21 protein-coding genes are annotated in these 23,649 nt (G+C 75.3%); 12 read left to right on the top strand and 9 right to left on the bottom strand.

Going from position 1 to position 23,649, the window contains the following annotated elements; translation table 11 throughout:
• Nucleotides 1–9: 9 nt before the first annotated feature.
• A complete protein-coding gene (locus tag ABGB11_RS12765) occupies nt 10–1,185 on the top strand; it encodes an MFS transporter (RefSeq protein WP_347632161.1) in 1,176 nt (391 codons plus the stop codon).
• On the opposite strand, the gene ABGB11_RS12760 is transcribed toward ABGB11_RS12765, so the two are convergent.
• A complete protein-coding gene (locus ABGB11_RS12760; protein WP_347632159.1) occupies nt 1,163–4,144 on the bottom strand; it encodes a BTAD domain-containing putative transcriptional regulator in 2,982 nt (993 codons plus the stop codon). The genes ABGB11_RS12765 and ABGB11_RS12760 overlap by 23 nt on opposite strands.
• Before the next feature lie 79 nt (nt 4,145–4,223).
• Here ABGB11_RS12760 and ABGB11_RS12755 point away from each other — a divergent pair, with 79 nt between their 5' ends.
• From ABGB11_RS12755 to ABGB11_RS12745, 3 genes are all read left to right on the top strand, one after another.
• A complete protein-coding gene (locus ABGB11_RS12755; protein WP_347632157.1) occupies nt 4,224–5,087 on the top strand; it encodes an NAD(P)-binding domain-containing protein in 864 nt (287 codons plus the stop codon).
• 194 nt (nt 5,088–5,281) lie between these two features.
• Nucleotides 5,282–5,578 (top strand): hypothetical protein, encoded by a 297-nt coding sequence (locus ABGB11_RS12750; protein WP_250357114.1) that lies wholly within the window; start codon nt 5,282–5,284, stop codon nt 5,576–5,578.
• A gap of 38 nt (nt 5,579–5,616) precedes the next feature.
• Nucleotides 5,617–6,606: an LLM class flavin-dependent oxidoreductase gene (locus tag ABGB11_RS12745; RefSeq protein WP_347632154.1), complete on the top strand. Its 990-nt coding sequence runs from the start codon at nt 5,617–5,619 to the stop codon at nt 6,604–6,606.
• Nucleotide 6,607: 1 nt separating this feature from the next.
• Here ABGB11_RS12745 and gabT read toward each other — a convergent pair whose 3' ends face one another.
• The gene (gabT, locus tag ABGB11_RS12740) at nt 6,608–7,948 is read right to left on the bottom strand and encodes a 4-aminobutyrate--2-oxoglutarate transaminase (RefSeq protein ID WP_347632153.1); all 1,341 of its coding nucleotides are present in this window, start codon (nt 7,946–7,948) and stop codon (nt 6,608–6,610) included.
• A 91-nt stretch (nt 7,949–8,039) separates the two neighbouring features.
• On the opposite strand from gabT, the gene ABGB11_RS12735 reads away from it, so the two are divergent.
• On the top strand, nt 8,040–9,518 hold the full coding sequence (locus tag ABGB11_RS12735; RefSeq protein ID WP_347632151.1) for a PucR family transcriptional regulator: 1,479 nt from the start codon (nt 8,040–8,042) through the stop codon (nt 9,516–9,518).
• A gap of 4 nt (nt 9,519–9,522) precedes the next feature.
• The gene (locus tag ABGB11_RS12730; RefSeq protein WP_347632149.1) at nt 9,523–10,950 is read left to right on the top strand and encodes an aldehyde dehydrogenase family protein; all 1,428 of its coding nucleotides are present in this window, start codon (nt 9,523–9,525) and stop codon (nt 10,948–10,950) included.
• On the opposite strand, the gene ABGB11_RS12725 is transcribed toward ABGB11_RS12730, so the two are convergent.
• Nucleotides 10,947–11,939: an alpha/beta hydrolase gene (locus tag ABGB11_RS12725; RefSeq protein WP_347632147.1), complete on the bottom strand. Its 993-nt coding sequence runs from the start codon at nt 11,937–11,939 to the stop codon at nt 10,947–10,949. The two genes, ABGB11_RS12730 and ABGB11_RS12725, sit on opposite strands and share 4 nt — an antisense overlap.
• Before the next feature lie 71 nt (nt 11,940–12,010).
• Nucleotides 12,011–12,907, bottom strand: coding sequence for a hypothetical protein (locus tag ABGB11_RS12720; protein ID WP_347632145.1), 897 nt, complete (start codon nt 12,905–12,907; stop codon nt 12,011–12,013).
• Between the two features lie 132 nt (nt 12,908–13,039).
• Between ABGB11_RS12720 and ABGB11_RS12715 the strand changes: the two genes are divergently transcribed.
• The 3 genes from ABGB11_RS12715 to ABGB11_RS12705 all read left to right on the top strand — a co-directional run bounded on the left by ABGB11_RS12715 (nt 13,040) and on the right by ABGB11_RS12705 (nt 15,188).
• On the top strand, nt 13,040–14,149 hold the full coding sequence (locus ABGB11_RS12715) for a histidine kinase (protein ID WP_347632143.1): 1,110 nt from the start codon (nt 13,040–13,042) through the stop codon (nt 14,147–14,149).
• Nucleotides 14,146–14,799 carry a response regulator transcription factor gene (locus ABGB11_RS12710; RefSeq protein WP_347632141.1) on the top strand — a complete coding sequence of 218 codons (654 nt, stop codon included), beginning with the start codon at nt 14,146–14,148 and terminating at the stop codon, nt 14,797–14,799. The genes ABGB11_RS12715 and ABGB11_RS12710 overlap by 4 nt, the downstream gene beginning before the upstream one ends.
• A 98-nt stretch (nt 14,800–14,897) precedes the next feature.
• A complete protein-coding gene (locus ABGB11_RS12705; RefSeq protein ID WP_347632139.1) occupies nt 14,898–15,188 on the top strand; it encodes a hypothetical protein in 291 nt (96 codons plus the stop codon).
• Nucleotides 15,189–15,193: 5 nt separating this feature from the next.
• Here ABGB11_RS12705 and ABGB11_RS12700 read toward each other — a convergent pair whose 3' ends face one another.
• On the bottom strand, nt 15,194–15,811 hold the full coding sequence (locus ABGB11_RS12700; protein ID WP_347632137.1) for a methyltransferase domain-containing protein: 618 nt from the start codon (nt 15,809–15,811) through the stop codon (nt 15,194–15,196).
• The gene (locus ABGB11_RS12695; protein WP_347632135.1) at nt 15,808–17,295 is read right to left on the bottom strand and encodes a carboxyl transferase domain-containing protein; all 1,488 of its coding nucleotides are present in this window, start codon (nt 17,293–17,295) and stop codon (nt 15,808–15,810) included. The genes ABGB11_RS12700 and ABGB11_RS12695 overlap by 4 nt, the downstream gene beginning before the upstream one ends.
• Nucleotides 17,296–17,395: 100 nt before the next feature.
• On the opposite strand from ABGB11_RS12695, the gene ABGB11_RS12690 reads away from it, so the two are divergent.
• Entirely contained in the window at nt 17,396–18,817 is a 1,422-nt protein-coding gene (locus tag ABGB11_RS12690) for an amidase (RefSeq protein WP_347632133.1), read from the top strand.
• 6 nt (nt 18,818–18,823) lie between these two features.
• On the opposite strand, the gene ABGB11_RS12685 is transcribed toward ABGB11_RS12690, so the two are convergent.
• Nucleotides 18,824–20,134 carry a HAMP domain-containing sensor histidine kinase gene (locus ABGB11_RS12685; RefSeq protein ID WP_347632131.1) on the bottom strand — a complete coding sequence of 437 codons (1,311 nt, stop codon included), beginning with the start codon at nt 20,132–20,134 and terminating at the stop codon, nt 18,824–18,826.
• Between the two features lie 449 nt (nt 20,135–20,583).
• Between ABGB11_RS12685 and ABGB11_RS12680 the strand changes: the two genes are divergently transcribed.
• Complete coding sequence (locus ABGB11_RS12680; RefSeq protein WP_347632129.1) at nt 20,584–21,648, top strand: serine/threonine-protein kinase; 1,065 nt, start codon at nt 20,584–20,586, stop codon at nt 21,646–21,648.
• Between the two features lie 19 nt (nt 21,649–21,667).
• Here ABGB11_RS12680 and ABGB11_RS12675 read toward each other — a convergent pair whose 3' ends face one another.
• Nucleotides 21,668–22,786 (bottom strand): PP2C family protein-serine/threonine phosphatase, encoded by a 1,119-nt coding sequence (locus tag ABGB11_RS12675; protein ID WP_347632127.1) that lies wholly within the window; start codon nt 22,784–22,786, stop codon nt 21,668–21,670.
• A gap of 141 nt (nt 22,787–22,927) precedes the next feature.
• On the opposite strand from ABGB11_RS12675, the gene ABGB11_RS12670 reads away from it, so the two are divergent.
• A complete protein-coding gene (locus ABGB11_RS12670; RefSeq protein ID WP_347632125.1) occupies nt 22,928–23,149 on the top strand; it encodes a hypothetical protein in 222 nt (73 codons plus the stop codon).
• A 16-nt stretch (nt 23,150–23,165) separates the two neighbouring features.
• On the opposite strand, the gene ABGB11_RS12665 is transcribed toward ABGB11_RS12670, so the two are convergent.
• Nucleotides 23,166–23,642, bottom strand: a complete 477-nt coding sequence (locus ABGB11_RS12665; RefSeq protein ID WP_347632123.1) for a ribose-5-phosphate isomerase — start codon at nt 23,640–23,642, stop codon at nt 23,166–23,168.
• Nucleotides 23,643–23,649: the final 7 nt, after the last annotated feature.

Raw genomic sequence — 23,649 nt, 5'->3', positions numbered from 1 at the left:
GTCGTGGACATGAGCGAGACACTCCAGCTTCCGAAGGTCGCCAGCCCGCGTCCGCGCCTGGTCGGGCGGCACCTGGCGCTCGTGTTCGCGGCGGCGTTCAGCATGCTCACGGGGTTCTTCCTGCTGTTCTCGGTCGTCCCGATGTACGCGGCGGCCGGCGGGGCGGGCGGCGTGGGGGCGGGCGCCGCGACCGGCGCGCTGATGCTGACGACGGTGCTGGCCGAGCTCTCGCTCCCCCGGCTGCTCACGTGGTTCGGGCAGCGGCGGGTGCTCGTGGTGGGCGTGCTGCTGCTCGGCCTGCCCGCGCTCGCGCTGCCCCTGTCGTCCTCGATGGCGATGATCACGGTGGTGAGCCTGGTACGGGGCCTCGGGTTCGCGGTCGCCGTGGTGGTCACGGGCGCGCTGGTCGCGGCGCTCGTCCCGGCGGAGCGGCGCGGCGAGGGCCTCGGCCTGTTCGGCGTCGTGGCGGGGGTGCCGTCGCTGCTCGCGCTGCCGCTCGGCGTGTGGCTCGCCGGGCAGGTCGGCTACACGCCGGTGTTCGTCGCGGGCGCGGCCTTCGCCCTGGCCGCGCTGGCGGTCCTGCCCGGCCTGCCGCGCACCGTCGACGTCCCGGACGCGGAGGCGGACCGGCCGTTCGGCATCGCGGCGGGGCTGCGGTCCGCGGCGCTGCTGCGCCCGGCGGCGGCGTTCGCCGCGACCGCGATGGCGGCGGGCGTCCTGGTCACGTTCCTGCCGGACGCGGTCCCCGGCGGCGTCGCGGCGGCGGCGCTGTTCGTCCAGCCGGCGGCGGCCACGCTGTCGCGCTGGTGGGCGGGCCGGGTCGGGGACCGGCACGGCGCGGGCCGGCTGCTCCCGCCCGCGGTGGCCGCGGCCGCCTCCGGGATCGCGCTGCTGTTCCTGGTGCCGCACCCGGTCGCCGTCTTCGCGTCGATGGCGCTGTTCGGCGCGGGCTTCGGGGTCGCGCAGAACGCGAGCATGGCGGTGATGTTCGAGCGGGCGCCCGCCTCCGGATACGGGACGGTCAGCGCGCTGTGGAACATCGGCTTCGACGGCGGGATGGGCGTCGGCGGCGTCGCGTTCGGGCTCGCCGCCGCGCAGACGGGCTATCCGGCCGCCTTCGCGCTGACCGCCGGCGTGATGTTCCTCGCCGTGCCCCTGACGGTCAGCCGGCGAGGCGGGCGCTGATGCGCTCGACGTCGCCGCGCTCCGCGGCGGGCAGCGGCGCTCCGGCCGCCTCGCGGGCGCCGGCCGCGGCGGCGAGCGCGGCCGCGGCCCCGTCGCGGTCGCCCGCCAGGGACAGCGCGCCCGCCAGGCCCTCCTGCGCGAGGGCGATCGCGCGCGGGTTGCCGGTGGCGCGGGCCGCCGCGAGGCCCTCCTCGTGGAGGGACAGGGCTCGGCCGGCGTCGCCGCGCAGCTCGGCGACGAAGCCCAGTTCGGCCAGCAGGAACGCCAGGCCGGGGGCGCCGTCGATGGCGCGGCACCAGTCGAGCCAGCGGCGCAGGATCGCCTCGGCCTCGTCCAGGCGCCCGCGCCGGCGCGCGGCGAGGGCGAGGCCGATGTCGGCGAAGTTCTCCATCCGCCTGTGGGACTCGCGGACGGCCAGCCGCCTGGCGCGCTCGTGCAGGTCGTCGGCCGCGGCGAGGTCGCCTTCGAGCAGCGCGATGCGGCCGAGGCGGGACAGGCGTCCGGAGACCTCCGTCCAGAGCCCGAGTTCCTCGGCGTCGCGCAGGCCGCTCTCGTGCAGTTCCCGGGCACGGGCGTAGTCGCCGGTGACCTCGGCGAGAAGGCCGAGGGTCTCGGTCGCCTGGAGGCGTCCCCAGCGGTCGCCCGCCTTGCGGAACAACTCCAGCGCTCGCTCGCCGTCGCGTCCTGCCCGTCCCGGTTCGCCGGCCGACAGCGCCCGCGCGGCCCGGGTGGCGAGCGCCGCCGCCTCTCCCCAGACGTCCCCGGCCGCGCGGAAGCCCTCCAGCGCGCTGGTCGCCAGCCCGCCGATCGCCTCCAGGTCACCGAACCCGGCCCGGACGAACCCGAGGAACCATCGCGCCCAGGGATCGTCGTCGGAGGCCAGCGCTTCGCGGACCCGCGCGTCGCGGTCCGCGGCGTCGCCGTCGAGCATCGTGAACCCGATGTGCCAGGTCCGTGCCCTCCATGCAGCGGTGCCGGTGCCGCGGGTCCCGCCCGGGACGGCGAGCGCCCGCTCGAAGGCCCGGCGCGCCTCGCCGGGGCGTCCCCACAGGAACCAGGCCCAGCCCATCGCGTTCACCAGCCGCAGCGCGAGGCCGGCGTCACCGCCCCGGACGGCGCCGTCGAGCGCGGCCCGCAGGTTCCCGGTCTCCGCGCGCAGCCGCCGGAGCGCGTCTCGCTGGCCGGGCCCGCGCAGGTCGGCGCGCTCCGCCAGGCCGGTGTAGTACGCGGCATGGCGGCGCCGCGTGGCGTCGTACTCCTCCGCCTCGTCGAGCCGCTCGACGCAGTACGCGGCCACCGATTCGAGCAGCCGGTAGCGCCCATCGGCCGCGACGACGAGCGACCGGTCGACGAGGCTCGCGAGCACGTCGAGATCGGCGCCGCATACCTGTTCGGCGGCCTCCAGCCTGCATCCGCCCGCATGGATCGCCAGCCGCCGCAGGACGGCCCGCTCGCGGTCGTCCAGGAGTTCCCAGCTCCAGTCGATCAGCCCGCGGAGCGTCCGCTGCCGGGCCGGGGCGTCGCGGGCACCGGACGAGAGCAGCCGGAACCTGTCGTCCAGCCGCGCCGCGAGCCCGGCCACCCCGAGCGCCCGCACGCGGGTGGCCGCGAGCTCCAGCGCCAGGGGGACGCCGTCGAGCCGTTCGCAGATGGCCGCGATCTCCCCGGCGTGCCCGGAGCCCGGTGCGATGCCCGCCCGCTGGGCGAACAGCGTGGCGGCGGCCTCGGCCTCCAAGGGCGGGACGGTCCAGACACGCTCACCCCTGATCGCCAGCGGTTCCCGGCTCGTGGCGAGGACGCGCAGGGACGGGACGTCCCGCAATAGCACCGCCGCCAGCCGCGCCACCGGCTCGGCCACGTGCTCGCAGTTGTCGAGGACGAGCAGCGTCCGCGCGCCGCGCAGGGCGTCCCCGAGCCTCGCGGCCGGGTCCGCGCCGGAGCCGGCGTCGTCGCGCAGCCCCAGCGCCCCGGCCACGAACGACGCCACCTCGCCGGCGGACGCGCCCGCGCCGAGGCCCTCGTCGAGCCGGACCATCCGGACGCCGCCCGGGGCACGCGCGCCGCGGGCCACCGCCACCGCGAGCCGCGTCTTGCCGACGCCGCCCGTTCCGTGCAGGGTCACCAGCCGCGACGCGTCCAGCAGAGCGGTCACCTCCCGCACGGCCTCCTCCCGGCCGACGAGCGCGGTCACGTCGGCCGGGAGATCGTGGCGCGCCCCGGTGACCGCCGGGTCGTGCCGCAGCATGGCCGCGTGCAGGCCGGCCAGTTCGGGGCCGGGGTCGAGACCCAGCTCGTCCCGAAGCCGGACGCGCAGGTCGTCGTACGCGGCGAGCGCGTCGGCGGGACGGCCCGACCGGTACAGAGCCCGCATGTAAGCGGCGCGAAGCCGTTCCCGGAGCGGATGCTCCGCCACCATGCCGCGCAGCTCGGCCACGAGGGCCGCGTCCCCGCCCAGCTCAAGCCGGGCCTCGGCGCGCTCCTCGACGGCCGCGAGGCGCAGCTCGTCCAGGCGGGCGATCTCGGCGGCGGCGAACGGGGCGTCGGCGAAGTCGGCGTAGGCGGAGCCGCGCCACAGGGCCAGCGCGTCGGCGAGCAGGCCCGCCCGGATCCCCGGATCGGGTTCGCTCGCCGCCCGTCCGGCCAGGTCCTCGAAGTGCTGCGCGTCGGTCCGCGCGGTCAGCCGGTAGCCCGGGGACCGGGCCTCGATGAGGGCGCGGGCGTGCGGTTCGGCGTCCTCCAGCGTCCGGCGGAGTTGCGAGACGCGGGCCCGCAGGGTCGCCATGGGATCGGCGGGCAGGGCGCTCCCCCACAGGTCCTCGATGAGCCGGTCCGCGGGGACGACGCGTCCGGCACGGGCGAGAAGGCCGGCGAGCAGTGCGCGCACCTTCCGGTCGGCGACCTTGACCGGCCTGCCGTCCTCCGTCCGCACCTCCAGCGGACCGAGGACCCCGAAGCGCATACGCCCACCGTAATCGGGCCCGAACGATTCCCGAACACGCCCGCCGCAGGCTGGACCCCCTGACGAAAAGGAGAGTCCCATGAAGACATCCGTGACCGTGCTCGGGCTGGGCCTGATGGGCAGCGCGCTCGCCGAGGCACTTCTGGACGCCGGGCGGAGCGTGACCGTCTGGAACCGCTCGCGCGCCAAGGCCGGGCCGCTCGTGGTGAAGGGCGCGGTGGAGGCGGAGACCGCCGCGGCGGCCGTCTCCGCGAGCCCGCTGGTGATCGTGTGCCTGTCCGTGTACGCCAACGCCGAGGAGATCCTCGCCGGGGACGTCCTGTCCGGGCGCACCGTCGTCCAGCTCACCAACGGGACGCCCCGGCAGGCGCGCGCCCTGGCCGGCCGCGTCACCGGGCACGGCGGCCGGTACGTCGACGGCGGCATCATGGCCGTCCCGCCGATGATCGGACGCCCCGAGGCGCTGATCCTCTACAGCGGCGACGACGAGGCCTTCGAGCGGCACCGGGACACCCTCGCCGTGCTCGGCGGGGCGCGGTTCCTCGGCGCCGACCCCGGGCTGGCGCCGCTGTTCGACCTGGCCCTGCTGGACGCGATGTACGGGATGTTCGCCGGGTTCCAGCACGCGGTCGCGCTCGTCCGCTCCGAGAAGGTCGCGGCGGCCGACTTCGAGCCGATGGCGACCGCGTGGCTGACCGCGATGATGGCGTCGTTCCCCGAGCAGGCCCGCGCCGTCGACGCGGGGGACTTCGGCACCGCGGTCTCCAGCGTGGCGACCAGCCAGGTGGCGCTCCCCGGGCTGATCGAGACGAGCCGCGACCAGGGCGTCGACCCCGGGCACCTGCTCCCGCTGCGGGACCTGCTCGACCGCGCGGTGGCCGAAGGCCACGGCGACGACGGGCTCGCCCGCCTGATCACCCTGCTGGAGGAGCCGGCGTCCTAGCCGCCGCCCGCTGCGGTTCCTGCTGCTCGGCAGCCGACCACGACCCGGTGCTCCTCGGCCTCGACCTCCGCTGACCGCACCTATTGGGCCGGCCGTCCAAGAAAGTGGCGGCCGGCCCCTGGTTACGACTGATCACGAAGCGTATGATCCAGGTCACATTCCTAGTGGCACTAGTGATCGGTACGGTGCGCATCATGACCGAAGCCGTCTCCGCCCCCGCGGCGGCTCCCCGTCTCGCGTTCGGCATCGGCCCGGACGGCACGTACACCCGGTTCGGGCAGGTCGCCGCCTTCGTCCTCGGCCTCCTCACCACCTTCGCCTTCCTCCCGCTGGTCGTCGTCGCCGCGCTGCTGTACGCGCGGGCCGAGGTCCGGTTCGCGGAGGACCCCGCGCGGGCCCGCACGCTGGTGAACTGGTCCTGGCTCAGCATCACCGTCCCCGTCGTCCTCGCGGCGGTCGCGGCCGGGATCCTCGTGGCGCTGGGAGGCTAGCGGGAAGAGGACGGGTGCGCGGCGGGTTGGCACCCGGTATGAGCGTGCGCTTCTCCGTCCTCGACCTCGCCCCCGTCGTCAGCGGCTCCACGTCCGGCCAGGCCCTGCGCAACACCCTCGACCTGGCGCGGCACGCCGAACGGCTCGGCTACCACCGGTACTGGCTGGCCGAGCACCACGCGATGCCCGGCATCGCCAGCTCGGCGACGGCCGTGCTGATCGGGCAGGTCGCGGCGGCGACCTCCCGGATGCGGGTCGGCTCCGGCGGCGTCATGCTGCCGAACCACGCGCCGATGGTCGTCGCCGAGCAGTTCGGGACGCTGGAGGCGCTGTACCCGGGACGCATCGACCTCGGCCTCGGCCGCGCCCCCGGCACCGACCAGGCGACCGCGCTGGCGCTGCGGCGGTCCCCGGAGGCGCTGTCGGTGGACGACTTCCCCGAGCAGGTCATCGAGCTGCGCGGCTACTTCGGCGCCGACAGCACGGTGACCCCCGCCGCCGGGAACGAGCCGCCGGTCTGGCTGCTCGGGTCCAGCGGGTACAGCGCGCGGCTCGCCGGCCTGCTCGGCCTGCCGTTCGCGTTCGCGCACCACTTCAGCGCCGAGAACACGGTGCCCGCGCTGGCGCTGTACCGGGAGTCGTTCCGGCCGGGCGCGCTGGACGAGCCGTACTCGATGATCGGGGTGTCGGTCACGGCCGCCGGCACCGACGAGCGGGCGCGCGAGCTCGCCGCCCCGCAGGCGCTCGCGTTCCTGCACCTCCGGCAGGGCCGCCCGGGGCCGCTGCCGACGCCCGAGGCGGCCGCGTCCTACCCCTACACGCCGCTCGAGCAGCAGATGATCGACGCTCGGCTGGCCGACCAGGTCGTGGGCGGGCCGGAGAGCGTCCGCAAGCAGCTGGACGCGCTGATCGAGCGGACGGCCGTCGACGAGGTCATGGTGGTCACCCAGGTCTACGACCACGCCGACCGGCTCCGCTCCTACGACCTCCTCGCCGACCTGTACGCCGGGAGCCTCACCCCGGCCTGACCTACCCCTCGAAGGCCTCCTCCAGAACGTCCAGGCCCTCGGTCAGCAGGTCCTCGGGGATGACGAGCGGCGGCAGGAAGCGCAGCACGTTCCCGTAGGTCCCGGTCGTCAGGACGAGCAGCCCGCGCTCGTGGCAGCGGCGCGCGACCTTCGCGGTCAGCTCGGGGTCGGGCTCCTTGGTCCCCTCCCGCACGAGCTCGATCGCGGTCATCGCGCCGCGCCCGCGCACGTCGCCGATCGCGGGGTGCCGCGCGGCGAGGGCGCGGAGCCGGGGCAGCATGATCTCGCCGATGCGGCGGGCCCGCTCGACCAGCTTGCCGTCCTCGATCTCCTCCAGCACGGCCAGCGCCGCCTCGCAGGCGAGCGGGTTGCCGCCGTAGGTGCCGCCGAGCCCGCCGGCGTGCACCTTGTCCATGATGTCGGCGCGCCCGGTGACGGCGGCGAGCGGCAGCCCGCCGGCGATGCCCTTCGCGGTCGCGACGAGGTCGGGGACGATCCCCTCGTGCTCGCAGGCGAACATGTCGCCCGTCCGCGCGAAGCCCGTCTGCACCTCGTCGGCGATGAACAGGATGCCGTTGGCCCGGCAGAACTCGGCGAGCGCGGGCAGGAAGCCCGGCGCGGGCTCGATGAACCCGCCCTCGCCCTGGATCGGCTCGATCAGCAGCGCCGCGACGTTCGTCGCGCCGATCTGCTTGGTGATCTGGTCGACGGCCTGCGCCGCCGCCTCCGGCCCGCAGTTCTCCGGGCCGGTCGGCCACCGGAACGGGTAGGCGAGCGGCATCCGGTAGACCTCGGGCGCGTACGGGCCGAAGCCCTGCTTGTACGGCATGTTCTTCGCCGTCAGCGTCATCGTCAGCAGGGTCCGGCCGTGGTAGCCGTGGTCGAACACCACGACCGCCTGCCGGCCCGTCGCGTACCGGGCGATCTTGACGGCGTTCTCCACCGCCTCGGCGCCGCTGTTGACCAGGAACGACCGCTTCTCGTGGTCGCCGGGCGTGATCCGGTTGAGGTTCTCGCACACCGCGACGTACGACTCGTACGGCGCGACCATGAAGCAGGTGTGGGTGAACCGGTCCGCCTGCGCCTTCACCCGCGCGGCGACCCGCGGGTTCGCGTTGCCGACGCCCGTCACCGCGATGCCGGACCCGAAGTCGATCAGCGAGTTGCCGTCCGCGTCGACGATGACGCCGCCGCCGGCGTCCGTCACGTACACCGGCAGGACGCTGCCGACGCCCGGCGGCACCGCCGCGGTGCGGCGCCGGTGCAGCTCCCGGGAGCGCGGGCCGGGGATCTCGGTCACGACACGGCGTTCCTGCGGCAGGGCAGGGTCCTGGCTGGTCATGCGCCGAACATAAGCCGGGCGCCGCCTACGATGAACAGTACGGGACGGCGAAATCCGTCCGGCGAGGTAGACACTTTGCACAGGGATTGCCATGCCGCCCACGCTGGCCGCCGTCGCGGCCCTCCCCCAGCTCGGCCTCCGGTCGCTCACCGGGCCGCTGCCCTCCACCCCGGTCGTGTGGGTCGCGGTCAGCGAGCTGGAGGACCCGACCCCGTTCCTGGAGGGCGGCGAGCTGGTGCTGACCACCGGCATGCGGCTGACCCCGGCGAGCGCCGCGGGCTACGTGTCCCGGCTGGTCGGGCGGGGGGTCGCCGGGCTCGGGTTCGCGGTCGGCGTCATCCACGACCAGGTGCCGCCCGCCCTGCTCTCCGCCGCCCGCGAGCAGGGGCTCGTGCTGCTGGAGGTGCCGCGCCCCACCCCGTTCATCGCCGTCGGCAAGGCCGTCTCGCGGATGCTCGCCGCCGAGTGGTACGAGGACGTGACCCGCGCGTTCCAGGCGCAGCGGGAGCTGACCCGCGCGGCGCTCACCGGCCCCGGCGCCCTCGTGGCCCGGCTGGCGCGGCTGCTCGGCGGGTGGGCGCTGCTGCTGGACGCGTCCGGCGCCGTCCAGCACGCCGAGCCGGCCGGCGTCCGCGACCGCGCCGCCGACCTCGCGCCCGAGCTGGCCCGGCTGCGGCGGCGCCCCGGGAAGGGCGACCCGGCCGCGAGCGTGGCGCTGGCGGTCCCCGACGACAACGTCGTGGTGCAGCGGGTCGGGCTGGGCGGGCGGCCCCGCGGCTTCCTCGCGGTGGGGACGGCCGCGCCGCTGCCGCCCGCCGCGCACACGATCGTCGGGGCGGCCGTCGCGCTGCTGACGCTCCAGTCGGAGACCCCGCGCACCGCCCGCGACCTGCGCGCCTCGCTGGCGGCGCTGCTGCTCGGCCGGCCGGACGACGGGCCGTCCGTGCCGCGGGGGCCGGTCCGGGTGCTGGCCTGCGCGGGCGGGTCCGCCGTGCTGGACGCGCTGGAGTCCGACCCGGCGGGGGCGCGCTGCCCGGCGCTGCCGCTCGACGGGCACACCGCCGTCATCGTCCCGGACGAGCTGCTCGGGACGGTCGAGCCCCTCCTGGCCTCCACCGGAGCGGTCGGCGTCAGCGACACCGCCGCCGGGGACCTCGGGGCGGCGCTGCGGCAGGCCGAAGGGGCCCTGGCCGCGGCCGTGCGGGCGAACCGGAACGTCCTGCACCACGCCGACCTGCCGGGGCAGGGGGTGCTCGCGCTGCTGGACCCCGGCCTCGGCCGCGCCTTCGCCGACGCGCTCCTCGCCCCGCTGCACGCCGAGGACCTGGTGGAGACCGTCCGGGCGTACGTGGCGGCGAACGGGCAGGGCGAGGCGGCGGCGCGGGCGCTCGGCGTCCACCGGCACACGCTGCGGTCGCGGATGCGCAAGGCCGCCGAGGTGCTCGGGCGCGATCCCGACGACCCGGCCGTCCGCGCCGAACTGTGGGTCGCGCTCGCCATCGCGTCCAATCAGGAGGGTCGGAATGGACAGCCTGGAGACTCGCATTCGGGCGCGCCGGAGATAGCGTGAACGCATGAACGTGACCCCATTCTGGCTGGCCGGCCGGCCCGAGACCGGTGACGGTGAGCTGACCGTTACGCATCCCTACGACGGCCGCGTGGTCGGGACGGCGGCGGTGCCGACGCCCGCCCAGGTCGAGGAGGCGATCGCCGCCGCCGACGCGATCCGCAAGGAGGCCGCGGCGCTGCCCCTGCACGTGCGCGCGGAGGCGCTCGCGCACGTGTCCGCGCGCATCGCCGAGCGCGCCGAGGAGATCGCCCGGCTGATCACCGGCGAGAACGGCAAGCCGCTGCTGTGGGCGCGCGGCGAGGTGGCCCGCGCGGTCTCCACGTTCCGATTCGCCGCCGAGGAGGCCCGCCGCTTCAGCGCCACCACGCAGCGGCTCGACACCGACCCGGCCGCGGAGGGCCGGATGGCCTACATCACCCGCGTGCCGAAGGGCCCGGTGCTCGGCATCTCCCCGTTCAACTTCCCGCTGAACCTCGCCGCCCACAAGATCGCCCCGGCGATCGCGGCGGGCGCCCCGATCGTCCTCAAGCCCGCGCCCGCCACGCCGCTGTCGGCGCTGCTGCTCGGCGAGCTGCTCGCCGAGACCGACCTGCCCGCCGGGATGTTCTCCATCCTGCCGGTCCCGAACGACCGCGCGCCCGCGCTCGTCGACGACCCGCGGCTGCCGATCGTGTCGTTCACCGGTTCGGTGCCCGTCGGCTGGGCGATCAACGACCAGGCGCCGCGCAAGCACGTCACCCTCGAACTCGGCGGGAACGGCGCGGCGGTCGTCCTGCCGGACGCCGACCTCGACTGGGCCGCCAGGCGGGTCGGGCTGTTCGCCAACTACCAGGCGGGGCAGAGCTGCATCGCCGTCCAGCGCGTCTACGTGGACCGGTCCGTGTACGAGGAGTTCGTGCCCAAGCTCGTCGACACGGTCGCCTCCCTCGTCACCGGCGACCCGTGGGACGACAAGACGCAGGTCGGCCCGCTCGTCAGCCAGGAGGCCGCCGAGCGCGTCGAGTCCTGGGTGGACGAGGCCGTCGCGGCGGGCGCGAAGGTCCTCACGGGCGGCACCCGCGAGGGCGCCGCGTACGCGCCCACCGTCCTCGCCGACGTCCCGCCGGACGCCAAGGTCTCCCGCGAGGAGGTCTTCGGGCCGGTCATGTTCGTCCAGCCCGTGGACGGCGTCGACGAGGCGTTCGCCCTCGTCAACGACTCCAAGTTCGGTCTCCAGGCGGGCGTGTTCACCCGGAACCTCGACATCGCCTTCCGGGCGCACCGGGAGCTGGACGTCGGCGGTGTGGTGATCGGCGACGTCCCGTCCTACCGCGCCGACCAGATGCCGTACGGCGGTGTGAAGGACTCCGGCGTGGGCCGGGAGGGGCTGCGGTCGGCGATGGCCGACTACACCGAGGAGAAGGTCATGATCTTCACCGGGCTCCCCCTCTAGGACCGGACGCGGGGCCCTGCGTACAGGCCGGTGCGCAGGGCCCCCGCGGCCTCCGAGACCGCCTCCAGGAACCGCCCGCCGAGAGACCACATGTTCGCGAATCCGTGGATGAGGTCCTCCTGCCGCCGGAGCGCGACCGGCACGCCGGCCTCCTTGAGCCGCCCCGCGAACGCCTCGCCCTCGTCCCGCAGCGGATCGAATCCCGCCGTGACCAGGTAGGACGGCGGGAAGCCGCTCAGGTCCCCGGCGAGCAGCGGGGAGGCCGCGGGGTCGGCACGCCGCTCCAAGTCCGGGCAGTAGTGGTCGCTGAACCAGACCATGTCCGCGTCGGTCAGGTAGTAGCCCTCCCCGAACAGCTCCCGCGACCGGCGCCGCACGGTCATGTCGGTCACGGGGTAGATCAGCAGCGCGAAGTCGGGCGTGCGGTCGGCGAGCATCCCCACGACGGCCGCGAGGTTCCCGCCGGCGCTGTCGCCCCCGACCGCGATCGCCCGCGGGTCGGCGCCCAGTTCCTCCGCGTGCTCCGCCGCGTACGCGTAAGCGGCCAGCGCGTCCTCGGTCGCCGCCGGGTACGGGTGCTCGGGCGCGAGCCGGTAGTCCACCGACAGCACCCGCACCTCCGCGTGCACCGCCAGATAGCGGCACAGCGTGTCGTGCGTGCCGAGGTTCCCGACGACCCAGCCGCCGCCGTGGTAGAAGACGAGCAGCGGCGACCCGTCCTTCAGCGCCTTCGGCGTGTAGAGCCGCGCCGGCACGCCCCCCGCGTCCACCTCCAGCGTGGCGACCGGCCGCGCCGGCACCTTCGGCAGGTACGCCATCCCCCGGACCACCCCGGCTCGGGCCTCCTCCACCGTGGGCGCGGTCAGGCCCGCGTCCTCCAGCTTCATCATCCGGAGGAGCAGCTGCGCGTCCAGGGAGAGCAGCTGCCCGTCCCGCCGCACCGGCGCCCCGGCGATCAGGCGCCGCACGGGCGCCGGCAGTCCGAACACGGAACGGAGAAGCCCACCCGCCACTGAAAGCGGAACCAACTCGGTCAACTGCGCCACGCGATCCTCCACGGCTAGGGGGTTGCGGACACCGTACTCTCCGGCGTTCCGCCCCGATCGGCCCGCACCGGTCCCCGCCGCGGACGCTGAGAACGCTCCCTCCGGCCCCACCGGGTCTTCCCTCCCGGCTTGAAGACGGAGAGGACCACCGCCGTCCACAGCAGCGCCGCGTAGAGGAGCATGCAGAGGACGAGAACGAGCCCCGTGCCGCCGGGATCGGCGGCGGGGTCGGCCGTGCGGTGCTGGAGCTCCTCGATCCAGCCGCTCTGGACCGTCGCGATGACGGGGATGACCAGGGAGATCACGAACTTCGCCAGCACCCACCAGTGCTTCACCAGGCCCCAGGGCGTGCCGAGCGACACCACGAGCCCGGTGATGACGGCCAGCACCACGCTCGGGATCACGATGGTCAGGTCGAAGACGTGCATCAGCTCGTAGGAGCCGTGGCGCACCGCGTGGTCGTCCGCGGTGGCGCCCGTGATCGCGAGGGTCGTCATCGCCAGGGCCAGGCCCAGCCAGCCGACGCTGACGCCGACGTGCAGGGTCAGCCACACCCGGCGGGAGAGGCGTTTCAGGTGGGGGAAGCGGGGCCGCATCCGCCCGACGATCACCGCGGAGAAGACCATCCCGGCCACCTCCTCCAGCCCTCCGGCGAACAGGAACAGGAACTGCACCGGAAGGAACAGGAGGTGAAAGGCGATCAGCGTGCGGCGGGCCGCGGCGAGGGCGGCGCCGGCGACGAGGGCGGAGGCCAGGAGGTGGCCGGACATTCCGGCCGTCTTGATGGCCGGGTAGGCGGTCTCGTCGTAGCTCCACAGCAGGGCGGCGGCCACGAGGGAGAAGGCGGCGAAGGCGAACTGCATACCGCGCCTGATCTCGTCGGGGCGGCCGGGCGTCTCTGTTCTCGGCATGCGGCCAGCGTCGCCGGGCGCGGGCGGCGGCACATCGGCCGTTCCCAGCCTTCGAGGTCGGCGGACCGCCGGAGGCCGTCTACAACTTTCTATGGATGACCGGGCGACGCGGCCCGGGTTAGCGTGAGCCGCATGAGGCGGCGGACGGTGCTGGACGCGGTCCTCGCCGTCGTGGTGGCCGCGAGCACGGCGTCCGGCGACCTCGGCGGGGGACGGTCGATCGGCGACCGCGACATCGCCGCGTTCGACTGGACTCCGCCGCTGTGGTTCGCGGTCCCGCTCGGGCTGCTGGCCGGCGCCGCTCTCTGGTGGCGGCGGAACCGGGCGCTGCTGGCGCTGGCCCTGGTCGCGTGGGTGACGCTGGCGGCGTTCGTCGCCGTCATCGTGGCCCTGTACACCTTCGCGGAACGGACGCGCTCGCGCCGCGCGGCCGCCGCCGCCGTGGCGGTCGCCGCCGCCCTCGTCGGCATGCCGATCTGGCGGCTCGGCGGCCTGGACGCGACCGCCCCGCTGATCGCCGCGATCTGCCTCGCCCCCGCGCTGCTCGGCCTCTACACCGGGACGCGCCGCGACCTGATCGCGGGCATGCGGGAGCGGGCCGAGCGCGCCGAGCGGGAGCAGCACGAGCGCGTCCTGCGCGCCCGCAGCGACGAACGCGCCCAGATCGCGCAGGACATGCACGACGTCGTCACGCACCGGGTGTCGTTGATGGTCCTGCACGCGACCGCGCTGGAGGCGTCCGAGGGACGGGACGCGCTCGCGATCGGCCGGCGGATCGGCACGATCGGGCGCGAGGCGCTCGAAGAGCTCCGGTCGCTCGTGCAGGTCCTGCGCGCCGGCGACGCTCCGCTTGCCCCGCAGCCGGGCCTCGCCGACCTGGCCGGCCTGGTCGAGGAGTCCCGCCGCACCGGCATGCGGGTGACGCTGACCGTGGTGGACGAGGCCGGGACCCCGCCTCCGGCGCTCGCCGGCCACGCCGTGTACCGGGTCGTGCAGGAGGCGCTGACGAACGTCCGCAAGCACGCCGGGGACGCCGACAGCACGGTCGTCGTCCGGCACGCGCCGGATGCGCTCCACCTCTCGGTGACGAACGGCCGGGGCCGCGCCCCCGTCCCCGGGCTGCCGAGCGGGGGCCACGGGCTGCTCGGCATCGCCGAGCGCGTCCGGCTGCTCGGCGGCGACCTGACCGCCGGCCCGACCGGGGACGGCGGCTACCGCGTCAGCGCGGAGGTGCCGTTGTGATCCGCGTCCTGATCGTGGACGACGAGTGGATGGTCCGCGCGATGCTCCGCACGATCATGGAGACGGCGCCGGACATCACCGTCGTCGGCGAGGCGGCGGACGGCGGCGAGGCCGTCCGGGAGGCGGCGGCGCACCGCCCGGACGTGATCCTCATGGACATCCGGATGCCCCGCGCCGACGGCCTCACCGCGACCGAGCGCCTCGCCGGCGCGCACCGCGTCGTCGTCCTGACCACGTTCGACCTGGACGAGTACGTGCGCACCGCATTGCGGCACGGCGCGGTCGGGTTCCTGCTGAAGGACGCGTCGGCGCCGGAGATGCTCGCGGCCGTCCGCAGCGCCGCGCGCGGCGACGCGATGCTCTCCCCGAAGGTGACCCGCCGCCTGCTCCGCGATTTCGCCGCCGAGGGCCGCTCCGGCTCCGAGGCCCGGCTGCGCCCGCTGACCGCCAGGGAGCGCGAGGTCCTCGTCGCCGTCGGCCGCGGTCTCGCCAACACCGACATCGCCGCCGCCCTCCACATGAGCGAGGCGACGGTGAAGACGCACGTGAGCCGCATCCTGACGAAGCTGTCGCTCACCAACCGCGTCCAGGCCGCCATCCTCGCCCACCGCGCCGGGCTCCTCGACGACGCCATGCGCGAGCCCGGGTGACGGGCGTGTCGGTGGGAAGATCCCGGGCGTCGGTGTGCGGGGTGTGACAAACTGGCGCGGGGGAGAGCGAAGGGACCAGAGGAACAGGAAAGCGAGACATGGCCGACAAGTCCGCAACGGGCGGCTCCTCCGGGAGCGTTCCGGAACTCGCGAGCGGAGCCGCCGCCCGGAGGTGGCGGATCCCCAAGGTCGCCACCTACATCCTCGCCGCCCTCGTCGGAGCCGCCGCGGCGGCGCTCATCGCCTCCTTCGCCCCCCGCGGCCACCGCGGCCGGCGCCGCCGCCCGCGTCCCTGGCACCGCACGCTCCGGGCCGCCGCCGTCCCGCGGTCCGAGCCCAGGAACGGCCGGGTCGTACCGCAGGACGCCGGAGGCCGGAGGCTCTCCTAGCCCTGTCAGGGCTTGCGGAGGAGAAGGTGACCGGCCGGCGAGTGCTCGGTCTCCTTCGGGCGTCGCATGAGGCGGCCGATCTCGACCAGGCCGGCCCGGTCCGCCAGGTCCGCGAGGTGGCCGATGGGCCAGCGGTGGGCGCGGACGACCTTGTGGTCGAAGGGGTCCGGCTCGGCGCCGTCGGTCGACTGGAACGCCAGCAGCAGGTGGCCGCCGGGGGCGAGGACGCGGTGCAGCTCGGCGAAGACCGCCGGGAGCTCGGCCGGCTCCAGGTGGATGATCGAGTAGAAGGCGAGGATCCCGTCCAGGGCGCCGTCCGGGAGGTCGAGGGCCGTCATGGAGCCCTCGGCGAAGTGGAGGTGCGGGTGGTCCGCGCGGGCGCGGGCGATCATCGCGGGTGACAGGTCGACGCCGGACACGTCCAGCCCGAGGCGGCGCAGGTGGGCCGTCACGTGGCCGGGGCCGCAGCCGATGTCGGCGACCTTCCCGCCGGCCGGGACCAGTTCCGCGAAGGCGGCGAGCAGGCCGCGTTCCAGGGGGAGGTCGTCGAGCGCGTCGCGGAACATGTCGGCGTAGAGGGTGGCCACGGCGTCGTAGGCCGCCCGCGTGTCGGTGTCGGTCATGGCGCCCGACGGTAGCGGGCCTGACGGGCGGCGGGTCCGGTGGGGGCGAGGCCGGACAGGCCCGCCTCGATCGCGGCGGCGGCGCGGCGGCAGAACGGCCCGGGCTCGTCCGCGGCGTCGGGGCGTTCGTCGACGAGCGCGTCGGCGAGGCCGGTGCGCAGCAGGTCCGCGGAGCGGACGCCGTGCGCGGCGGCCATCTCGGCCGCCCGGTCCGGAGTGCGGTGGACGATCAGCGAGGCGCCCTCCGGCGGCAGCGGCGACAGCCAGGCGTGCCTCGCCGCGAGGACGCGGTCGGCGGGCAGCAGGGCCAGGGCCGCGCCGCCCGTCCCCTCGCCGAGGAGCAGGCAGAGCGTCGGCGCGGGGAGCGTGATCAGGTCGGCGAGGCAGCGGGCGATCTCGCCCGCGAGGCCGCCCTCCTCCGCGCCCGCCGACAGGTCGGCGCCGGGGGTGTCGACCACGGTGACCAGGGGCAGCCGCAGCTCGGCGGCCAGCCGCATCCCGCGCCGCGCGGCGCGCAGGCCGGCGGGCCCGAGGGGGCGGCCCTCGCGCTGGCTGCGCCGGTCCTGGCCCACGAGGACGCACGGCGCCGCGCCGAAGCGGGCCAGCGCGAGCAGCAGGCCCGGGTCCGCCTCGCCCTCCCCGGTGCCCGAGAGCGGCGTGACATCGGACGCCCCGTGGCAGAGCAGTTCGCGGACGCCCGGACGGTCGGACCTGCGGGAACGCTCGATCGAGTCCCACGCCGTCCCGCTCGGCACAGCGTCCTCCAGCAGGGTGGCCTCCGGCAGGGCGGAAGGGGACCAGGGCGGGCTTCCGCACAGGACGTCCAGCGCGCGGGACGCCACCTCGGCGAGGTCGCCGACGCCCATCACGGCGTCCAGCAACCCCTTGGCGGCGAGGTTCTCGGCGACCTGCACGCCCGGCGGGAACGGCTCCCCGCGCAGCCCCTCGTACACGCGCGGTCCCAGGAACCCGATCAGCGCGCCGGGCTCGGCGGCCGTCACATGGGCGAGGGACCCCCACGAGGCGAACACCCCGCCCGTCGTCGGGTGGCGCAGGTACGCCAGGTAGGGCAGGCCGGCGGCGCGGTGCGCCATGACGGCGGCCGTGATCCGCGCCATCTGGACGAACGCCGCGGTCCCCTCCTGCATCCGGGTGCCGCCCGAGCACGGCGCGGCGAGCAGCGGCAGGCGCTCGGCGGTGGCCCGCTCGACGGCGGCGACGATCCGGTCGGCGGTGGCGAGGCCGATCGACCCGGCGAGGAAGCGGAACTCCGACACGACGAACGCGACGCGGCGGCCCCGCAGCAGGCCCTCCCCGGTGAGGACGGCCTCGTCGCATCCGCTGCGCTCGCGGGCGGCGGCGAGGTCCCGCCCGTACGGCGACGAGGGGTCGGGCCGCTCCGCCGGCGGCGCGTCCCATGACGTCCAGGCGCCGCCGTCCAGCACGCGGCGCAGCAGCTCGCGCGCCCCGGAACGTTCCGTCACGGGTCCCCTTCCGCCGGTCTCCCCTGCATGATGACCTCAGCGCGGGTCCCTCCGGTATCCGGGGTGGACACTGGGAGGAACCCGGCAGAAGGGAAGGCACGTGTCCGAGGAGATCTGCTTCGCGTCCGCCCGCGACCTGGCCCGCCGCATCCGCACCCGCGAGCTGTCCGCGCGCGAGGTCCTGCAGGCGCACCTCGACCAGATCCAGCGGACGAACCCGCGGGTCAACGCCATCGTCACGCTGGCCGCGGAGCGGGCGGCCGACCAGGCGCGGGCCGCCGACGAGCGGCTCGCGGCCGGGGAGGAACCCGGCCCGCTGCACGGCCTCCCGATCGCGCACAAGGACACCCACGCCACCGCGGGCATCCGCACCACGTCCGGCTCGCCGATCTTCGCCGACCACGTCCCGGCCGAGGACGAGCTGGTCATCGAGCGGATCCGGGCCGCCGGGGCCGTCACGCTCGGCAAGACCAACACGCCGGAGTTCGCCGCCGGGTCGCACACGTTCAACCCCGTCTTCGGGCTCACCCGCAACCCCTACGACCCGGCGCGGTCGGCGGGCGGCAGCAGCGGCGGCGCCGCGGCGGCCCTCGCGTGCGGGATGCACCCGCTGGCGGACGGCGGCGACATGGGCGGCTCGCTGCGCAACCCCGCGTCGTTCTGCAACGTCGCCGGGCTCCGCCCGTCGCCGGGGCGGGTGCCGTCGTGGCCGGTGGCGGCGGCCTGGTCGACGCTCGGCGTGCAGGGCCCGATGGCCCGGGAGGTCGCGGACGTGGCGCTGCTGCTGTCGGTGCTCGCCGGCCCCGACCCGCGCAGCCCGATCGCCCTGGAGACGCCCGGCTCGGCGTTCGCCGCCCCGCTCGACCGCGACCTCGCCGGGCTCCGCGTCGCCTGGGCGCCCGACCTCGGCGGGACGATCCCCGTCGACCCCGCCGTCACCGGCGTCCTCGAACCCGCCGTCAAGGTGTTCGAGGAGCTGGGCTGCGCGGTCGAGGAGGCGGCGCCCGACCTGACCGGCGCCGACGAGGTGTTCCGGACCCTGCGGGCCTGGCACTGGGAGACCACCCTGCGCCCCCTCCTCGACGAGCGCCGCGCCGATTTCAAACCGTCCCTGGCCGCCAACATCGATGCCGGACGTTCCCTCACCGGCGCCGATCTCGCGCGGGCCGAAACGCTGCACACGGCCCTGTTCCACCGGATGCGCGAGTTCTTCGGCCGGTACGACGCGCTCCTGATGCCGGTCAGCCAGGTGCCGCCGTTCGACGCCGCGCTCGAATACCCGGAGGAGGTCGCCGGGCAGCCGATGCACGACTACCTGGAGTGGATGCGGTCGTGCTTCCTGATCTCGGTGACCGGGTGCCCGGCGCTGTCGGTTCCCGCCGGGTTCACCTCCGGCGGGCTGCCGGTCGGCCTGCAGATCGTCGGCCCGTACCGCGCCGACCTCGCCGTCCTGCGGATCGGGCACGCGTTCGAGCAGGCGACCCGGCACGCGGCGCGCCGCCCGCCCGTGGCGGCGGGCTAGCGGAGGTCACAGCTCGTCGCGGGGGATGCGCAGCACGAACCGAGCGCCCTGGTCGCTGTCCGCGGCGATGAGCGTGCCGCCGTGCGCGCGGGCGATGTCGCGGGAGATCGTCAGCCCGAGGCCGGTGCCGCCGGGATCGCGGTCGCGGCCCTCGTCGAGCCGCTGGAACCGCCGGAAGATTCGCTCGCGGAACTCCGGCGGGATGCCGGCGCCGTCGTCGCGCACCTCCACCACGGCGTCCGGCCCGTCCGCCGCCACGCTCACCCACACCCGCGACTTGGCATGCCGCTCGGCGTTGTCGAGCAGGTTGGTCAGCAGCCGCACCATGTGGTGCGAGGTGACCAGCGCCTGGACGCCCTCGTCCGCCTCGACCTCGACCGAAACCCGGCGGGGCCGCCGCTTCACCTCCGCCCGGACCAGCTCGCCGAGATCCCTGGGCTCCCGCGGGACGTGCACGCCCGCGCCGAGCTTCGCCAGGATGAGCAGGTCGCCGACGATGCCCTGCAGGCGGTCGGCGTCCGCGAGGGCCGCCCGCGCGACCGCGGGCCAGTCCTCGTCCCCGGGATGTTCGAGCGCCACCTCCAGCTGCGCGCGCAGCCCGGTCAGCGGGCTGCGCAGCTCGTGCGAGACGTCGGCGACGAACGCGCGCTGCCGGCTCAGGACGTCCTCCAGCCTGTCCAGCGTCACGTTGACCGACTGGGCCAGCTCGGACACCTCGTCCACCGGCGCCGGGACGGTCACCCGCCTGTCGGTCTCCCCGCCGGTGATCTCCGTGAGCTCGGAGCTCATCTCCCGCACCGGCCGCAGCGCCCGGCGCATCGCCAGGGACACGATCCAGCCGACCACCGCGGTCGCCAGCAGGACCGACAGCGCGAGCAGCGCGACGAACAGGCCTTTGAAGCGGTGGAACTCCGTGACGGGCGCGGCGGCGTGGACGGTGCGCGGCCCCGCCCGGGTCCGCACCCGCTCGGTGACGACATAGACCTCGGCGTACCCCGGAACCTCCGTCGCGTGGTACCTGAGCATGCCCTCGGCCGGCGTGACGGGGACGTCGAGCGGAGGGCTCGTCCGCAGGGGCTCGCTGTGCGCCAGCACGATGCCGTTGTCGTCCACGACCTGCAGGAGGATGAAGTCGGGATCATGGACGTGCAGCGTGCCGCGCGGGTCGTTGTCGCGGACCTGCATGCTCAGGTCGGCGATGGCGTAGGTGCCGCGATCGTGCAGGCCCTGGTAGACCGTGTTTCGGACGGTCTGGTAGAAGAGCACGACGCCGACGGTGAAGAGGATGACGACGATCAGGGTCGCGGCGGCGGTCACGCGGGTCCTTACCGACCAGCACGACGGCGACAGCAGGTCCCCGAGACTCCGCAACCGGCGCTTCTCCCCCTTCCGGCTCGCACGCGGCGGCCGGCGCCGCGCGCCGCGTCCAGCGCCGGGGGGTGAGCGCAGAACTGGTTGTTACCTCCCCATTGCCGTACGAAACATAGGACCGGCGCCCGCGCGGACGGCGCCTCCCACCCCTGGGGAGCCGTCCGCGCGGACACCGCCTTCGGTGCCGCCAGCCGGCCGCCACCCGCGCGCCGAGGAGGATCCGACGGGATCGGCCGTGCTGCCGAACTGATCTCCACTCTGCACCCGTCCGGTGCACGCGGTGCTACATCGGCGTGACAATCACGTTTCCGCACTTCCTCCGCGGAATCGCCATAATCCGCTCACGAACGGGGATGGTCGGACGGGAGAGACGGAAGGGGGGCCGGGAACGCCCCATGAACGCAGACATCCGGCCGCTCGAACCCGCCGATCCGCGCCAGGTGGGCGGCCACAGGCTGCTCGGCCGGCTCGGCTCCGGCGGGATGGGCACGGTCTACCTCGGCGCCGATCCCGAATCCGGCGGCCGGGTCGCGGTGAAGACGATCCACCCGCACCTGGCCGGCGACCCGTCCTACCGCAGGCGCTTCAAGGACGAGGCGTACCTCGCGAGCCGGGTCGCCTCCTTCTGCACCGCGCGGGTCATCGCCCACGGGGAGGACGACGGCCGCCCCTACCTCGTCACCGAGTACGTCGGGGGCATCTCGCTCCACGACCGGCTCGCCGGCGGCGGGCCGCTGCCGGCCGCCGACCTGCACGGCGTCGCCGTCGGCGTCGCGTCGGCCCTCGCCGCCATCCACGCGGCCGGGCTCGTGCACAGCGATCTCAAGCCCGCCAACGTGATGCTCACCCTGTCGGGCTGCCGCGTGATCGACTTCGGCATCGCGTCCCGCCAGGACTCCCCCGGACCGCCCGGCGCGAGCGGCCGGTTCCTCGGCACCCCCGGCTGGATGGCGCCGGAGGTGATGGTCGGCGGGCACGCGACCCCGGCGGCCGACGTCTTCGCGTGGGGCTGCCTCATCTCCCACGCCGGGACGGGACGGATGCCGATCGGCGGGGACCCCGCGACGCTGCGCACCGCCGCCGGCGACCCGGACCTGTCGGGGCTGCCGGAGGCGCTCGTCCCGGCCGTCCGGTGGGCGCTGGCGGAGGACCCGGCGGACCGCCCGAGCGCGTCCGATCTCCTGCTCGCCCTGGTCGGGCAGCCGCGGTCCGGCGGATGGCCCGCGCGGCCCGCCCCGGACGCCGCCCCGCCGCCGGTCCGGGCGCCCCACGAGGAGAGGGACACCATGGCGTTCACGCCGCCCGACGTGGCCGGGCCGCCGCCGTCCGCGCGCTCCCGGCTCCTGGCGAGGGTCGGGGCCGCCGGCACCGTCCTCATCGGGGCGATCCTCGCCGGCCGCACGCAGGGCCGGGGCCATCATCCGCCGTTGCCTTCGGCGGGCAGGCACAGGCGCGGCTGACGCGGCGCCGCGCCCCCGGTCAGGTGCGCCAGATCAGGACGAGCGCGCAGTCGTCGTCGCGGGTCGCGGCCATCGTCTCCACCAGTTCCCGCGCGCCGCTCCCGAAGCCCTGCGGGACGAGCCGCTCCGCCTCGCCGAGCAGCCGGTCGATCCCGGCGTCGAGGTCGCTGCCCGGGGACTCCACGAGCCCGTCGGTGTACAGCAGCAGCGCGTCGCCCGGCCGCAGCTGCCCCTGTTCGGGGACGCAGTTCAGGTCGGGGACGACGCCGAGCACCACGCCCTTGGCGGAGCTGACCCGCCAGGCGCCGCTGCCCGAGTCGAACTGGACGGCCGGCGGGTGGCCCGCCGACTCGACCGTGTACTCCCCCGACGTCAGGTCGACCACGACGTGGACGGCGGTGACGAACCCCTCGTCCCACCGCTGGCGCTGGAGATAGCCGTTACAAGAAGGGAGGAACCGGTCGGGCTGGACCGATCCAAGAAGCCCGCCGAACGCCCCGGACAGCATCAGCGCCCGGGTCCCGGCGTCGGTGCCCTTGCCGGAGACGTCGACCAGCGCGACCTCCAGCGTGTCGCCGTCGGACGCCGACACCACGAAGTCGCCGCCGAACGACGACCCGCCCGCCTGCAGCATCACGACCTGGGCGTTCCAGCCGTCCGGCAGTTCGGGCATCTCGCCGTGCCGCCGCAGCCGGTCGCGCAGCTCCAGCAGCATCGAGTCGCCGCGCAGGCCCTGCACGCCGAGCTGCTGGCGCGTCCGCGCGAGGGTGAGCGCGAGCACCGCGGTGATGGTGAGCGTGGCGATCATGCCGGGCCCGATGGAGGCGACCTCCTCCCAGGCGTTGTAGGCCGTCACCGCGACCACGACGCCGAGCAGCGCGACCAGGCTCCGCACCTTCAGCAGCAGCCCGCCGACGAGCACGATCAGCACCAGCGCGCCGGACGGCGCCAGCCCGCGCGACTCGCTGGAGGTGGCCAGCCCGATCGCGATCGCGACGACCGCCAGCGCGGCGAAGACGTACCGCTCCCTGGTCAGTTTCCCGCGCCGGAGCCACCGGTACAGCATCACCAGGAAAGGGATCCTGCGCAGCACGGCTCGGACTCTCGGCGGGAGCAGCTGCACCAGTCGTTGAAGCATGACTCCGGCACTGTATCGAGCATTGCCCCCGCCCGGTCAGTATCCGAGCGCACCGGTCACCCTTCGCGACGGTCCCGCTACACGATATCCGGGTAGGGATGCCTCCGGGGTGGATGATCTCCCCGGGAGAGGAGTGGCGGCATGGTCCAGCCGGGCATGAGGATCACGGTGGACGCGGCGATGCGGGCCCGGGACATCTCGCGCCCGCGGCCCGACGGTGAGGCGCCGCCCGCCGATCCGGCGGCGGCGCGTCCGAGACCCGGGGGGTCCGGCGAGCCGGCGAAGCGGACCAAGGCCGCCAAGAACGAGCGGCGCCGCCTCGGCAAGCGCGGCCCCCACAAGCCTCCGGAGAACGGGCTGTAGCGCCCGGCGGCGCCGGTCAGCCCTCGTGCGGCAGCGGGGGCGGCTCGCCGGTCTCCTCGTACTCGCTCAGCATCTGGATGCGGCGCGTGTGGCGCGGCTCCTTGGAGTAGGCCGTCTCGACGAACAGCTCCAGGAACCGGGCCGCGGTGTCCAGATCGTGCTGGCGCGCGCCCAGCGCGATGACGTTCGCGTCGTTGTGCTCACGGGCGAGCGTCGCGGTGTCCTCGCTCCAGACCAGGGCGGCGCGGACGCCCCGGACCTTGTTCGCCGCGATCGCCTCGCCGTTCCCGGACCCGCCGATCACGACACCGAGCGTGCCCGGCTCCGCCACCGTCCGCTCGGCCGCCCGCAGGACGAAGGGCGGGTAGTCGTCGGCGGCGTCGTACTCGAACGCCCCGCAGTCGACGGCCTCGTGCCCGTGCTCCTTCAGCCAGGAGACCAGGTGCTCCTTCAGCTCGTAGCCGGCATGGTCGGATCCAAGAAACACGCGCATGGGCCCG

This window comes from Actinomadura sp. B10D3 (assembly GCF_039871695.1).
GTDB lineage: Bacteria > Actinomycetota > Actinomycetes > Streptosporangiales > Streptosporangiaceae > Spirillospora > Spirillospora madurae.
This window is presented reverse-complemented; position numbering and strand designations above follow the sequence as displayed.